Consider the following 12421-nt stretch of genomic DNA (forward strand, 5'->3'; position numbering starts at 1 on the left):
TAATGGAAGCACTTCAAACACTATTTAACCCGCGTCCAAAAGAGCTCGACCCTGTTGAGGGTGTGGCATGGGGCAACCAAGCTACGCTGCGTTTGGTGTCGGGGCCAACCTATCAAAACCTTGAGTTGGTAACGAACATCTTTAACCCGTCTGATATTGAGCGCGTGCGTATCACTCACAACGGTAAAGAGATTGTCTCGCTCTCTGGTCAAGACATGGTGGATTTACAAGAGCACCGCTCGAACTACACGCAGCAAGGCCGCTACGTGATCTCGTTTAGCGACATGACCATGCGCACCAAGATTGGCGTTCGCCAAGGTGAGCTTGTGACGTTGCCAGGCGAAATCTGGTTTGTGTACATCCAACTGAAAGCGAAAAGCGGTGTCGAAGCGCCAAGCATTCGCGCCCGCGCTCATATTACGGAAGCGCAAACGCAGCGCATCTTCATGCCGCGCATCTTCTCGCTGACGTGGTTCGCGTCTGCGTCTGGTCGTACGCCGTTTGATTGGGCTGAGCGCTCGCCGTATCTGAACATTAACCGTGTTCACTTCAAAGACGACACGATTGAGCGTGTTCGCGTCATTCGTGACGACCGCGAAGAAATGAACGTCAACAAAGCGGATAACGCTTTCGACTTGGCGGCGATGGGCCTTGAGCAAAACGATGGTTGGTTCTCGCTCGACTTCATTCGTACTGGTTTTGGTACCGAAGGCAAGCTGAAAACCCAAGCGGTGCGCTCACTGCAATTTGAGCTTGAGAAATCCTCGTCCGGCAGTGTGCCGCTTATCGTGGAAGCCATCGAGCAAGTGGCTGTGGTTAACGCGCAATAGGAGTGGCTATGAGTTGGTTAGATGCAATCAGTGAGGCAGGCGGCGAGCTCGTCGATGCGGTCTCTGATGCGGGCAGCACTTGGATCAAAGGTGTGGCTCAAAACGACATCGACAACAAGCAGACCGCAAGCAACCCAGACGAAGCACGACCGCATCAAGTAGAGGGGCAGACCGCCGATGGTCGCCCTCTGGTTAGCCATCAAGGGGGCATGAATACGACTTACATCGTCATGGGTGTGGGCGCTCTTATTGTTCTCTTGCTTGTCGTGATGCTGATGAAAGGGGGTAAGTAATGCCTTTTCTACTCCCTGTGGTGTTTTTGGGTGGCGGCATTGTGGGCTTTCAGCTCTCTGAGGGCTCAAGCAAGCTCGTGATGATGTTGGTGCTATTAGTGGTGGGCTACGCGCTCCTTAAGGGGGGCTTATGATTCCGATGCTAGGCGGTGGCCTCACCAATAGCGGCACCATGCCTATTAGTGGCGGTCAAGCTGGCCCCTCTACGGCTACGAGTACCAATAACAGCGGCCAAAGCATTGGCTCCATCAACATGGGAAGCCCTCAAGGGGTAAGCCCTTGGTTGATTGGCGTGGTTGTCGTCATTTTGGCTTTTCTGGTGCTGCGTAAGAAATGATTGTCTGTGTCACTGAGAACCCCGAAGCGCTTGCCCGATTGAAGGTGGCCTTTCGCGCTTGTCCGCAGGACTTTGAGGAGCTGAAAGCCGAAGTCCAGACAGGGCGCGTAAGCCTCTATCAACTAACGGGTGAGGGCTACAACATCACAGTGGCCGGAGAAATCCTCGGTGAGAGTTATTACCTATGGGGCGTGTCCGGCTATGGGGTGATTCAAGGCATTCGAGAGCTTCAAACCTACGTGAAGAATGCGGGGTTAACCAGTATTTCCGCTGAGACCTATTTCCCCGCGTTGGCGCGTTTGGTTCGCCGCTTGAACACCACGGAAAAGCCTCTGACCGACACCACGCACCTAACAATGAGAGTGTAATTATGGGTGGTAAATCCAGCTCTAAGAACATCACCTCGACCAGTAACGTCAGCGGTCAAAATGCCATTTCGGGCAACAACCTCGGAACAGCCATTAGTGGCGTGTCGGATTCGACCATTACGGTCACGGCCACTGACCACGGCGCCATCGAGAAAAGCCTATTGTTTGCCGAAAGTGCAATGAATGGCTCGCTGTCGTTTGCGGGTGATGCCTTAGACGATATGAGCGCGGCGAACTCGGAGAACTTGCAAATGTTGGCAGGGCTCGCGGGTAACCAAGCCGAGCAAAACAAACAAAGCCTAGATTCCATTATGGAGCTGGCGAAATTCAAACAAGACAACGGCCAAAGTGAGACGCGCAAAGAGCAAATCATCATGTTGGTTGTGATTGCCTTGATTCTAGGAGCGGTGGCCATGATGGCACTGAAGAAACGATGAAATTTACGCTGCAAGAAAATCAGCCGTATCCAGTGACCATTTCCGGCTCTTGGCTGTGGCTGCGTTACGCGAGCGCTCCGATTGTGATGGAAACCGTGACGGGTGAGCGCGTGACGATCCCGCAAGGCTCGGTGATTAAAAACAACGAGCTGCTTGGTCGAGTGCTGCTGCATTCGAGCGAGTCTCAAACCATTGATGTGGAATTTGGTAAAGGCGACTTCCAACCGCCCTCGGACGGTCAGCGTGTGGTCATTGAGTTAATGCCACCAATGGAGATTGCGCCGAATCAGCAAGTGAAAACCAAGGTGCAGCCCAAGAGCAGCGCCATTGATGCGCAAGAGCTCACGATGCCCGCAAGCCTTGAAGAGAATCTGACTCGACAAAAAATCACGATTCGTACGCCAAGCGATAACGCCGAGCAGGTTTTGATTAACGGGAGCTATCCGCTACTGGCGGGTGAGCTCATTGAGATTGAATCGACCGCCGCCATCGAACTGACAGGAGCAGAAACCGATCGCGTGTTTATCTTGGAGTGTCACTCATGAACGAACAACTTTTTGACCGTATTCGCCAAATCATTGGTGAGGGTAGCTCAGTCAACAAGGTGGAGCGCCTCGCCCAATACGTCTTGTCGCAAGGCTCCGGCGGTCACCTTGGGATTGTAGCTCAGACGATTAAACCGACCTTGGACTTGCGTCCGGTGCGCTACCCGCAACAAGCCTACGCCGATTACATCCGTAAAGACTGCTTTTCCATTGTGGACCAAAACGGCCAAACGGTGACGGTGAGTGACTTTGTGCCCCAAGCCATGCGCGACTCGATTCTGGAAGACATCGACGGGCATCAAAACAAAGAACTTGAGTTCACGCTGAGCATCAACATTCGCTATCAAATCGGCCTGAACGCGGACGGCTTTTCGGATGTGAACCTATGGGATGGGTTAGCGCTCGATATTGGCTTTGATATTGATAAAACGCCTGAAATTGTCGAGCCCTTGGTTCGTATTCCGGTCAATGTAAACCGAGACAGTCACGATGTTTTAGTGCTCACGGCCAATTACACCAAGGTGGCGCGTTTGCCGCTTGGCCCAACCGAAGGCAACAACACCGGACTGACGGCGGAGGCATTGAACTTTACGTTCAACAATCTGCATTTGGCGTGTCAGCTCGTGTGGGAATACACCGAGATTCCGTGGGAGGAATACTCTGAAAAAATCCTCTGGACGGAAAACGTGATTGAGCTGAATCCGCTCAGCATGTACGTCTCTTACGCCGAGCCGTTTTCTATCAGCGTGTTGGACGTGAATGTCGTGGATAAGGTTGATAACAACGTGGTGCCTGTGTGAGAGCGCCCGTTATTGCCTTCATGCTTCTGCTTGTGGGTGGTGTGGTTTACGTCACCCGCTCACAACGTGGGAGCGATGTTATTGAAACCATCACTCAAGAGGTAACCAACGTGGTCAACACCATTCGTAAGCCTCGCGGCGTTCGAGCGAATAACCCGCTCAACATCGAGAGCAATGTAAATAACAACTGGCTCGGCAAAGTCACGCCATCGGTGGATAGCCGTTTTGAAACCTTCCAAGCGCCGGAATATGGCTTCCGAGCAGGGGCTAAATTGCTGCGTGATACCTACCAAGGGCGCTACGGCCTAGAGAGTATCCGTGAGCTTATCCATAAGTTTGCGCCAAGCCATGAAAATAACTCAGACCATTACGCCGAGTTTGTGGCGAAGCGTGTCGGTGTGAGCCCTGATGCACCAATTGACCTACGCAGCGACAACACGCTGGCGCGTCTGATTCATTCTATGTCGATTATGGAAGTCGGTCGCCATTACACCCTAGAGCAAGCGCAACAAGGGGTACAAATGGCATGACCAAACAAGACGCCAAGAAAATCATCGTGATGGTGATAGGGGCCATCCTCAGCGCCTACGCCATCAAGTTTTTGAAAGGGAATAAACTGCTATGAAAAAGTATCTAGAAAGTCTTATCAAACAGCCGTCCACCTACAAAGGGGCGGCGCTTATTGCGGCGGGTGTGGCTGCGGCGTCAGGGCATCCTGAGCTGCTGACTGTCTCGGTAAGCGAGTCTGGCGCAAGCTACGGTGGTCTCATTGGTACGTTGGTACCGATGGCGCTTGGTCTATGGGAAACCCTACGTAACGAGAGCAAATAATGGCGGAATACCAAACCCTAATCATAGCTGCGGTGAGCGCAATCTCTAGTGGTATTGGTGTTGGCGTGGCGATTAAAACCGACCTCAAATGGATCCGTCGAACGATGGAAAAAATGGAAGAGCGGATTGTTCGTCTAGAAGAACGTCATTAAAAACGTCATTGTCTTCGTCATATGACGTTTGATTGTGTTAGCCCACCCTTTGGAGTGGGCTAAATCATTCTTCATTGGCATATAGCTTAATATGAACTAAGAGGATGAAGATAACCGAAGTTGGTATGACTAGTAGTGTCCACCATTCCTTGCTCATAAAGAGAGAATTATCTACAGAAATTATTTCGATGTTCAACACAACTTCAAGCCAACCGACGAAGATAGAGCAACCTACAAGGATGGCGGACAAAACGGTACCTCTACGAGCGATACGAAAGCTGATTCTTTGCTTCTTTGCTAGAACGAGCAAGATGAGCGGTAAGAGTGTAATGAGAAGCTCTGTGGTTATTATGTACAATGTTTGTCTCCACTGTTTAGACCATTTCCGATAAAACCTAGTATAGCGGTTTCCTTGCTCAGTCCTCTTCTGCGGGAGGAGTCTCAATGTAAACCATGAGCATCACAATTAAGGAAATAGGTGCAACGATAGTATTCCACCATCTATCACCTGTAAGTATTGTGCTGTCCTCAAGCAAAATATCGACATCAAATAAAACTTCAATGCAGTTTAAGATGGACACCCCCCCCAAAATAGTCGCGCATGTAATGAGTGCTCTACGAACTACAAAGAAGCTAATTTTTTTCTTTGTCGCTAGGAGTAGCAACGCAAAAGGTAAGAGCAAAATCAGCAGCTCTATAGCAGTTATAAGCAATATACACCTCCGCTTTTACACACCCTTAAGTCTAGACTAGTGCGCCTATGGATAAGGCTAATACCTTAGTCTTACGTGTTGTATTTAATTTAGGTGTGTTGGCCCGCACTATGGAGTGAGATTATCGCCATTACTATTGTGATTGCATATATTGCTATCAAGCGAGACAATCACTTTTTAGGTTCATAACCATAAATAGAGTTGCTTATAGTTGGGAGTATTCATGTTTGGTATGCAAGATAAGTTTGATGAGGCAACAGCAAAGTATTTTCAAGCTCATGTGATAGGTGCTATGACACTTGAACATTTGATTGAAAAGCATACTGGAATACTTCTTAGTGAAGAGCAAAAAGCACTGTTAGAAAAGCAACTTGCTGCATCTCCAACGTCTGTTTCATTTAATTTTTCAGACAAGCAGCTGAAAGCTCATGGCTTTTCGAATGAAGCAGATATAAAACCTTTGCTTGAGAAAGCTATTGATGAGTTTCCTAAAAAAATATCAGAATTCTTTGGAAACATTGACGAGACAATGGATTCAATTGTCACTTCTGTTTCAGACAACATGTCAGATGAATTACTAGAGTCCCTGTTTGAGGGATTTAGCCAGATGCTTGATGAACAACAAGCCGCGAGAGAAGGTGTTACTCAGTATGTTGATGAGTACTGGGCTTATCCGTTAGATCTTATGCAAGGCTTAATTGTAATGCTTGATGAAAGCATCAATGCGTTCCTAGAAAAATATCCTGATTTGTTTAATGAAAACTCTGCGGTTGAAGTACTAGTAAGGATTCACGCTAAAGCCAATCAAATTGCAAAAGAAATTCACGTTCTTTTACGAAATGGTTTTGCTGATGGTGCGCAAGCACGTTGGCGTACCCTACATGAGCTTGCTGTAATTAGTCACTTTGTGAGTAAGTACGGGAATGACTGTGCTGCGCGTTACTTGGAACATGATTTGGTTGAAGAATACAAATCTGCGTTGCAACACAATGAATATTGTGAGCGCTTAGGTACTCCCCCCTATTCTGTACAAGATTTAACTATTTTGAAGTCAGAATATGAGAAAGTTCTTAAGAAATATGGTGATAATTTTAGGTTTGACTATGGTTGGGCAGCTGATGCTCTGAATAATCGAAAGCCAAACTTCAGAGACATTGAGTTAGATGTCGAGCTTGACCATCATCGACCTCTATTTAAGTCGGCAAGTGCCAATGTCCACGCTAATTCCACGGGTGTTCTATGGAGGTTGGGTATGCCAGATGAAATGAATATGCTTTTAGCTGGGCCTAGTCAGGTTGGAATTGAAACTCCAGCGCATTATACCGCTGTTTCACTAATACAGATTTCTGCGGCTCTGCTTAACTTTAAACCGACGATGGACGGAATTATCGTCACACGAACAATGCACAAGTATGCTGATAGGGTTGAGGAGGCGCTTGTAGTTGTTGCGGAAAAATTGCGCGAAGAACTGAACACAGATTAGATAGACAGTTGGATATAGGTCGATTTTTTATTTCTTGTGGTCGTTTTGTGGTCTGGATTAACATAAGTTCCTTTATTTTCAAATGCTTATCTATTGTAAAAAGGCTCATTGCTGAGCCTTTTTCCATAGAGTAATGAAGGTCTAGAGCTTCTTAATAAATCGGCTCTCGACGGCTATCGTAAAGTCTTCGCTGTCAGACAGTATAAACTGAATCTTGGAAACGGAAGAGTCTAGATTCTCAGGGTTGACGCCTAGGCTCATTGGTAAGCTCAGTACTTCACCTGGTGCAACTTGAACGGTTTGTTTGCCATACCAAGAGACATCGCCCAGTCCTTCTACATCTAGATTGTAAACCTGCTGCTGTTGAGTTTTATTGATTACTTTTAGCGTGTAGGTGTTTTCGACTTCTCCGGCACTGTTGACGCGGAAGAGTTGGTTTCGATCGCGAAGCACACTTAAGCCCGCAGGTTCGACGGCCGCAATTTGAGCGAAGAACAACCCAATCATAACAAGCAGGACGGCGCCATAGCCTAGCAGTTTAGGGCGTAGTACTTTGGTGTGTTTGCCCGACAATCTATGCTCAGTCGTGTAGCTAATGAGGCCTTTGTCATACCCCATACGCTCCATAGTCTTGTCACACGCATCGATACAGGCACCACAGTTGATACATTCGTATTGCAGGCCGTCACGGATGTCGATACCAGTTGGACATACCTGAACACACAGGTCACAGTCGATACAATCACCCAATCCCAGCGCTTTTGGATCCGCTTTGCGTGAACGCGGTCCTCGGTTCTCTCCTCGCTGGCTGTCGTAGCCAACGATAAAGGTATCTTTATCAAACATGGCCGATTGGAATCGCGCGTAAGGACACATATGGACACATACGATAGAGCGCATCCAACCCGCGTTGGCATAGGTACATCCTGCAAAGAACAGTACCCAAAACACGGGCCAGAAATCGGCATCAAAGGTAAAGAAGCCCACTACCAGCTCTTTCACGGGAACAAAATAGCCGACGAATGTCAGGCCTGTGGCGATAGCAATGGCAATCCAAGCAGCATGTTTGGCCACTTTACGCATCAGTAGATTCGAGGTGAGCTTATTGGAATCTTGTTTGCGTCGTTTATTCGCGCTGCCTTCGAGTTTTTCTTCAAACCAGATGTACATGAAAGTCCAAACGGTTTGCGGGCAAAGATAACCACACCAGACACGGCCCAAAAAGGTGGTAATAAAGAATAAGCCGAACGCGGCAATCATAAATAGCAGCGCGAGTAGGGTGAGATCTTGAGGGTAAAGGGTTGTGCCAATAAAGTTGAACTGTTGGTTACCAATGTCGAGCAAGATTGCCTGGCGATCGCCGTACGAAAACCATGGAATGGAGGCGAAAAGCACCAGTAAAAACCATCCCCCGTAGCGGCGTAGCTTTTGGAATGTGCCTTTACTTTCTCGCACGTAAATACGATTACTTGGGTTAAACCTATCGCCCTTAGTTTTATGGGTTTTAGGGTTAAAGGTTTTAGGAGTCACATCTTTTACATCGATCTTATCCTGACTCATGAAGCTTCCTTCTTAGGCTTGAACGGTGTGATTTATTGAGCTCACACTCTGTAGACATTGCTATTTTAGTAAATACTTATGGGCGGCGATTATATACGCAATAACATTTTTATTTCTTTAAGGTTATCAACCTTTAACAACAAAGGTCAGTACAGTTTTATAAATAAATGTCCTAACAGTTAGTGGTGTTGTGATGGTTTGGGTATAAAAAAGGCGACCAAGTGGCCGCCTTAACCGAATCTGTTTGTTTTATTTGATGATGCCGCGAGCGCGAAGAATTGCGGTTTTAAAGTCATCTTCTTGGTCTTTTTTTAGACCTGGAATCATTTCATCTTTGGCGCTGTTGCGCATTTTGAGATGGTAGATGAGGACATCATCGGTCAACTCTTCCAGCTTACCTTCGTAGCCCGCTTCTTGAGCCAGTTTTACGATCATTTGCAATAAGTTGAGCTCTTGGTCTTTTTGCCATTCTGGCTCTAGTAGCTCAAGCAGCTCCTCAATGCGATGACATTTCATCTTCTTTCTCCACAATAATTATAATGATTTGCTGATTAAGGTATCAGATTGGCGTATTTGAGTTAAGAAAAAAGCGCAGCCGAAGCCGCGCTTTTTATTAAGCTGCTTTAACGATTTTGGTGGGTGTTGAGCTCATGAAGACACTCTTTTCCACTAAAGTCATACCAGGAGCTGATTTCTTTGCCGTTGGAGCAGCCACAAAGCCACTGCGACGACGCATCGCACTACGGTTAGTGTGCGAGAACCTGACGGTTGTTGGGCGCATTTCTTGACCTAACTGTCAGGCAATTCCATTGCCAATGTAATGGCCTGGCCCGCTTTGAGTTGAGCTTCATTACTGAAGGGTGGCTCTCTGGCTTTCGCCAATCCAAACTGCGGGACAGGAATGCTGATATGCGTGCATATCATTGGTTAGATTAGCACCAAGACTTTTATTGATCGACAGCTATTCACTACGGCCTTAGTCGTAGGAGAAAGTTTCTGTGAGAGGTGTTGCATCCCTGATACATCGTGGCAGATTAGTATGTTACTTTAAGCATAGTTAAAGCGAAGATTGCCAAGGAGGAGCGCATGTCGTTTTTTAAAAAGACAATGGCGAGTTTTGGAATCGGTTCAGCGAAAGTTGATTCTGTGTTGCAGCAAGAGGTCCTTTATCCTGGCCAAAAGGCGAACGTGGTGATCCATGTTTATGGTGGCGCGACGGCGCAAGAAATCGACAACATAGAGCTCAAACTCTTTTGTCGCTATATCAAAGAAGTTCCTGCGGATCATGATAAGAGCAAGCACACGGCAGGACGAATGCGCCGTGTTCCAGCCAGTTATCAACTCGCCGACTGGAAACTGCCGTACGCTTTTACTCTGCAACCTGGCGAGGAACGGACGTTTGATGTCGAATTAGAGGTGCCATGGAATACACCAGTGACGATTGGCGACTCCAAAGTATGGTTAGAGACTGGTCTCGACATTGCGATGGCCAAAGACCCTAGCGATAAAGACATCTTAACAGTACGTCCTGACCCGCTTTTAGATGGCATCTTTACCGCGTTGGAAGAGCAAGGTCTACGTATCCGCCAAGTTGAATGTGAGCAAGTCGATGGGTTTGCGATGCCCTTTGTTCAGGAGTTTGAATTTGTTCCAACCACGGGGCCATTTCATGGTCGCTGGCGTGAATTAGAAGTGGTCGCGTATCGCAGTGAAGAATCGCTTCAGATGTGGTTTGAAATCGATCGCCATCGCGAGGGGGCGAAAGGAATGCTCGCGAGTCTGTTGGGGGTTGGCCAGTTAAAGCGAGAGCTGAAAATCCCATTGCACACCTCCGCTGAAAAAGCCGGTGAACTGGTCCTTGAGTACTTAGATAACCACTCTTAACCTAGCTTTCTTATTTTAGGCTTACAAGTGTAAGCTGAATGTGCCATACTCTGGAGCAATTATTCAAATTCTGGAGTAGGCACTGCTATGTCCGTCAGCGAGTCATCTCAATATAGCGTCAAAGAAGAGATCGCCAATACGATTACGCATGCACTAGGCATGGTGCTGGGCATTGTTGGTCTGATTCTATTGTTGGTCAAAGCGATTGATCACAATGCCGACGCACTGACCATTACCAGCATGAGCATTTACGGCAGTAGTATGATCGTGCTGTTCCTCGCTTCGACGCTGTACCATGCCATTCCTTATCAGCGCGCCAAACGAGCGTTAAAAACTTTTGATCACTGCGCGATTTATTTATTGATTGCCGGCAGTTACACGCCTTTTTTGCTGGTTAGTTTAAGAACGCCACTTGCGATCGGTTTGATGATTGTGATTTGGTCGATAGCGCTGATCGGCATCATCATGAAGCTCGCCTTTGTTTATCGCTTTAAGAAACTATCTTTGGTGACCTACCTGCTGATGGGGTGGTTATCATTGATCGTGATTTATCAATTAGCGCTTAACTTGGAAGTTGGTGGCCTGACCCTCTTGGCTGTCGGCGGTTTAATTTATTCGCTGGGGGTTATTTTCTATGTGGCGAAACGCATCCCATACAACCATGCGATTTGGCACGGGTTTGTACTCGCGGGTTGCGCTTGCCACTTCTTTGCGATCTATTTTTACGTAAAACCTATTTAGATTAGCGTCGCCAAAATGCAGGGAAGAACAGCACCAGTAAGGTAAGAATTTCAAGCCTCCCCATCAGCATGCCTAAGCTCAGAATCCATTTCGCCGCGTCTGGTAGAGGAGCAAAGTTGCCCGTTGGGCCTATAATGCTGCCCATCCCAGGACCGACATTGGCCACGGCGGTAATCGCGCCAGAAATGCTGGTGATTGGGTCAAGCCCCATTGCACTCAAGCAGCCAGCAACGACAATGATGGTGATGAAAAACATCAACCCAAACGCGACGATTGAGCGGACAATATCATCATTCACTGGGCGGCGATTGTAGCGCTGGACGAAGACACCTGAAGGATGAATCAACTTCATCATCTGTTTGTTTAACAGAGTCAGAGCAATCTGAAAACGGAAGATTTTTATTCCGCCCGAGGTTGAACCCGAGCAAGCGCCCGCCATCATCAAAAAGGCAAAGAGTGTGGTTGGCAGTGCACCCCAAGCGGTAAAGTCTTCTAAGCCAAATCCTGTTGTTGTCACCACGGAGACAATGTTGAACATAGAAACACGCAGCGCATCAAGGACGGTGTAGCCATCTCGAATCACCAACCATGCGGCAATCAGTAAGCTGCTGCCAAGGAACAGATAGGTAAAACCACGCACTTGTGCATCTTCTAACAGTTCGTCGAGGCGGCGTTTACGGATCGCAGACACGAACAACAAGAACGGCAGGCCACCCAAGAACATAAACAAGGTTGCGACCCAATGAGCGCCATTCGAAAAGTGGTTCATTGACCCATCGGAGGTTGAGTAGCCACCCGTTGATAACGTGGTAAACGAATGGTTGATGGCTTCAAACAAGTTCATCCCTGTCAGCATAAAGCCAATCAGGCAAAGCCCTGTCAGTACCACATAGACGGACATAATGTTCTTGGCGACGGTTTTCGCTCGAGGGCTGCTTTTATCAGACCAATCCGAAGACTCAGTGTGGAACAGTTTCATCCCGCCGACGTTGAGCATCGGTAATACCGCTACCGCCATCACGATGAAGCCAATCCCACCTAACCATTGCAAGATAGAGCGCCACAGCAAAATACTGGGTGCCATGTTATCTAGGCCACTCAGCACTGTAGAGCCTGTGGTGGTGATGCCAGACATGGTCTCAAAGTACGCGTCGGTAAAGCTAATGTGGTTGATAAATACAAATGGTAAGGCGGCGAAAGCGCTGGCGATGGTCCAAACCAAGCTGGTAATTAGGAACATGTCGCGCACGCTGAGCTTAAAGTTTTTGGTTCTGCCTAAACTGAGGCAGGCAAAGGCGGCCAGATGGGTGATCAGTACCGCTTGACCAAACTCCAAGAATCCCGGAGTACCACTAAAAAATGCCACCAGTGTTGGCACGTACATGAACAGAGCTAGTTTCGAAAGCACTAGCCCTATCACGAACAATACAGGGCGGAAATTGACCAT

The 12421-nt window shown here is 47.8% G+C and carries 18 protein-coding genes; 14 read left to right on the forward strand and 4 right to left on the reverse strand.

The window, feature by feature from the left end; translation table 11 throughout:
• Positions 1–2: 2 nt before the first annotated feature.
• From ACUALS_RS00190 to ACUALS_RS00245, 12 genes are all read left to right on the forward strand, one after another.
• Positions 3–830: a major capsid protein P2 gene (locus ACUALS_RS00190; protein WP_005475981.1), complete on the forward strand. Its 828-nt coding sequence runs from the start codon at positions 3–5 to the stop codon at positions 828–830.
• An 8-nt stretch (positions 831–838) separates the two neighbouring features.
• Positions 839–1123 (forward strand): hypothetical protein, encoded by a 285-nt coding sequence (locus ACUALS_RS00195; RefSeq protein WP_005475961.1) that lies wholly within the window; start codon positions 839–841, stop codon positions 1121–1123.
• Entirely contained in the window at positions 1123–1257 is a 135-nt protein-coding gene (locus ACUALS_RS00200) for a hypothetical protein (protein WP_263280378.1), read from the forward strand. The genes ACUALS_RS00195 and ACUALS_RS00200 overlap by 1 nt, the downstream gene beginning before the upstream one ends.
• Positions 1254–1460, forward strand: a complete 207-nt coding sequence (locus ACUALS_RS00205; RefSeq protein ID WP_454448585.1) for a hypothetical protein — start codon at positions 1254–1256, stop codon at positions 1458–1460. Before ACUALS_RS00200 ends, ACUALS_RS00205 begins: the two co-directional genes overlap by 4 nt.
• Positions 1457–1828, forward strand: a complete 372-nt coding sequence (locus ACUALS_RS00210) for a DNAase (RefSeq protein ID WP_454448586.1) — start codon at positions 1457–1459, stop codon at positions 1826–1828. The genes ACUALS_RS00205 and ACUALS_RS00210 overlap by 4 nt, the downstream gene beginning before the upstream one ends.
• A 2-nt stretch (positions 1829–1830) precedes the next feature.
• On the forward strand, positions 1831–2265 hold the full coding sequence (locus ACUALS_RS00215) for a hypothetical protein (RefSeq protein WP_005475942.1): 435 nt from the start codon (positions 1831–1833) through the stop codon (positions 2263–2265).
• Positions 2262–2810, forward strand: a complete 549-nt coding sequence (locus ACUALS_RS00220; RefSeq protein WP_454448587.1) for a hypothetical protein — start codon at positions 2262–2264, stop codon at positions 2808–2810. Before ACUALS_RS00215 ends, ACUALS_RS00220 begins: the two co-directional genes overlap by 4 nt.
• A complete protein-coding gene (locus ACUALS_RS00225) occupies positions 2807–3610 on the forward strand; it encodes a hypothetical protein (RefSeq protein WP_269979715.1) in 804 nt (267 codons plus the stop codon). The genes ACUALS_RS00220 and ACUALS_RS00225 overlap by 4 nt, the downstream gene beginning before the upstream one ends.
• A gap of 20 nt (positions 3611–3630) precedes the next feature.
• Positions 3631–4140: a structural protein gene (locus tag ACUALS_RS00230; RefSeq protein ID WP_156143328.1), complete on the forward strand. Its 510-nt coding sequence runs from the start codon at positions 3631–3633 to the stop codon at positions 4138–4140.
• Positions 4141–4231: 91 nt separating this feature from the next.
• Positions 4232–4441 carry a hypothetical protein gene (locus ACUALS_RS00235; RefSeq protein ID WP_005475922.1) on the forward strand — a complete coding sequence of 70 codons (210 nt, stop codon included), beginning with the start codon at positions 4232–4234 and terminating at the stop codon, positions 4439–4441.
• Complete coding sequence (locus ACUALS_RS00240) at positions 4441–4593, forward strand: hypothetical protein (RefSeq protein WP_005475908.1); 153 nt, start codon at positions 4441–4443, stop codon at positions 4591–4593. The genes ACUALS_RS00235 and ACUALS_RS00240 overlap by 1 nt, the downstream gene beginning before the upstream one ends.
• Before the next feature lie 936 nt (positions 4594–5529).
• On the forward strand, positions 5530–6789 hold the full coding sequence (locus tag ACUALS_RS00245) for a DUF5677 domain-containing protein (protein WP_454448588.1): 1260 nt from the start codon (positions 5530–5532) through the stop codon (positions 6787–6789).
• Between the two features lie 141 nt (positions 6790–6930).
• Here ACUALS_RS00245 and ccoG read toward each other — a convergent pair whose 3' ends face one another.
• From ccoG to ACUALS_RS00260, 3 genes are all read right to left on the reverse strand, one after another.
• On the reverse strand, positions 6931–8349 hold the full coding sequence (ccoG, locus tag ACUALS_RS00250; RefSeq protein WP_005472451.1) for a cytochrome c oxidase accessory protein CcoG: 1419 nt from the start codon (positions 8347–8349) through the stop codon (positions 6931–6933).
• Positions 8350–8598: 249 nt separating this feature from the next.
• Positions 8599–8865, reverse strand: a complete 267-nt coding sequence (locus tag ACUALS_RS00255) for a YihD family protein (RefSeq protein ID WP_005472551.1) — start codon at positions 8863–8865, stop codon at positions 8599–8601.
• A 97-nt stretch (positions 8866–8962) separates the two neighbouring features.
• Complete coding sequence (locus tag ACUALS_RS00260) at positions 8963–9130, reverse strand: hypothetical protein (RefSeq protein ID WP_086028707.1); 168 nt, start codon at positions 9128–9130, stop codon at positions 8963–8965.
• Positions 9131–9435: 305 nt separating this feature from the next.
• Between ACUALS_RS00260 and ACUALS_RS00265 the strand changes: the two genes are divergently transcribed.
• Together ACUALS_RS00265 and trhA are read left to right on the forward strand one after the other, a co-directional pair.
• Entirely contained in the window at positions 9436–10233 is a 798-nt protein-coding gene (locus ACUALS_RS00265; protein ID WP_454448589.1) for a sporulation protein, read from the forward strand.
• Between the two features lie 87 nt (positions 10234–10320).
• The gene (gene trhA / locus ACUALS_RS00270) at positions 10321–10974 is read left to right on the forward strand and encodes a PAQR family membrane homeostasis protein TrhA (protein ID WP_038141309.1); all 654 of its coding nucleotides are present in this window, start codon (positions 10321–10323) and stop codon (positions 10972–10974) included.
• A 1-nt stretch (position 10975) separates the two neighbouring features.
• On the opposite strand, the gene ACUALS_RS00275 is transcribed toward trhA, so the two are convergent.
• Entirely contained in the window at positions 10976–12421 is a 1446-nt protein-coding gene (locus ACUALS_RS00275; RefSeq protein WP_454448590.1) for a TrkH family potassium uptake protein, read from the reverse strand.

Source organism: Vibrio sp. NH-7 (assembly GCF_053643215.1).

Excerpts from the sequence above, each read along its gene's own strand:
- ACUALS_RS00215 (WP_005475942.1), top strand. The coding sequence starts at position 1,831 with ATGGGTGGTAAATCCAGCTCTAAGAACATCACCTCGACCAGTAACGTC.
- ACUALS_RS00220 (WP_454448587.1), top strand. The coding sequence starts at position 2,262 with ATGAAATTTACGCTGCAAGAAAATCAGCCGTATCCAGTGACCATTTCC.
- ACUALS_RS00275 (WP_454448590.1), bottom strand. The coding sequence starts at position 12,421 with ATGGTCAATTTCCGCCCTGTATTGTTCGTGATAGGGCTAGTGCTTTCG.
- ACUALS_RS00255 (WP_005472551.1), bottom strand. The coding sequence starts at position 8,865 with ATGAAATGTCATCGCATTGAGGAGCTGCTTGAGCTACTAGAGCCAGAA.
- ACUALS_RS00245 (WP_454448588.1), top strand. The coding sequence starts at position 5,530 with ATGTTTGGTATGCAAGATAAGTTTGATGAGGCAACAGCAAAGTATTTT.
- ACUALS_RS00265 (WP_454448589.1), top strand. The coding sequence starts at position 9,436 with ATGTCGTTTTTTAAAAAGACAATGGCGAGTTTTGGAATCGGTTCAGCG.
- ACUALS_RS00210 (WP_454448586.1), top strand. The coding sequence starts at position 1,457 with ATGATTGTCTGTGTCACTGAGAACCCCGAAGCGCTTGCCCGATTGAAG.
- ACUALS_RS00200 (WP_263280378.1), top strand. The coding sequence starts at position 1,123 with ATGCCTTTTCTACTCCCTGTGGTGTTTTTGGGTGGCGGCATTGTGGGC.
- ACUALS_RS00240 (WP_005475908.1), top strand. The coding sequence starts at position 4,441 with ATGGCGGAATACCAAACCCTAATCATAGCTGCGGTGAGCGCAATCTCT.
- ACUALS_RS00235 (WP_005475922.1), top strand. The coding sequence starts at position 4,232 with ATGAAAAAGTATCTAGAAAGTCTTATCAAACAGCCGTCCACCTACAAA.
- ccoG (WP_005472451.1), bottom strand. The coding sequence starts at position 8,349 with ATGAGTCAGGATAAGATCGATGTAAAAGATGTGACTCCTAAAACCTTT.
- ACUALS_RS00230 (WP_156143328.1), top strand. The coding sequence starts at position 3,631 with ATGCTTCTGCTTGTGGGTGGTGTGGTTTACGTCACCCGCTCACAACGT.
- ACUALS_RS00195 (WP_005475961.1), top strand. The coding sequence starts at position 839 with ATGAGTTGGTTAGATGCAATCAGTGAGGCAGGCGGCGAGCTCGTCGAT.
- ACUALS_RS00205 (WP_454448585.1), top strand. The coding sequence starts at position 1,254 with ATGATTCCGATGCTAGGCGGTGGCCTCACCAATAGCGGCACCATGCCT.
- trhA (WP_038141309.1), top strand. The coding sequence starts at position 10,321 with ATGTCCGTCAGCGAGTCATCTCAATATAGCGTCAAAGAAGAGATCGCC.
- ACUALS_RS00260 (WP_086028707.1), bottom strand. The coding sequence starts at position 9,130 with ATGCGCCCAACAACCGTCAGGTTCTCGCACACTAACCGTAGTGCGATG.
- ACUALS_RS00190 (WP_005475981.1), top strand. The coding sequence starts at position 3 with ATGGAAGCACTTCAAACACTATTTAACCCGCGTCCAAAAGAGCTCGAC.
- ACUALS_RS00225 (WP_269979715.1), top strand. The coding sequence starts at position 2,807 with ATGAACGAACAACTTTTTGACCGTATTCGCCAAATCATTGGTGAGGGT.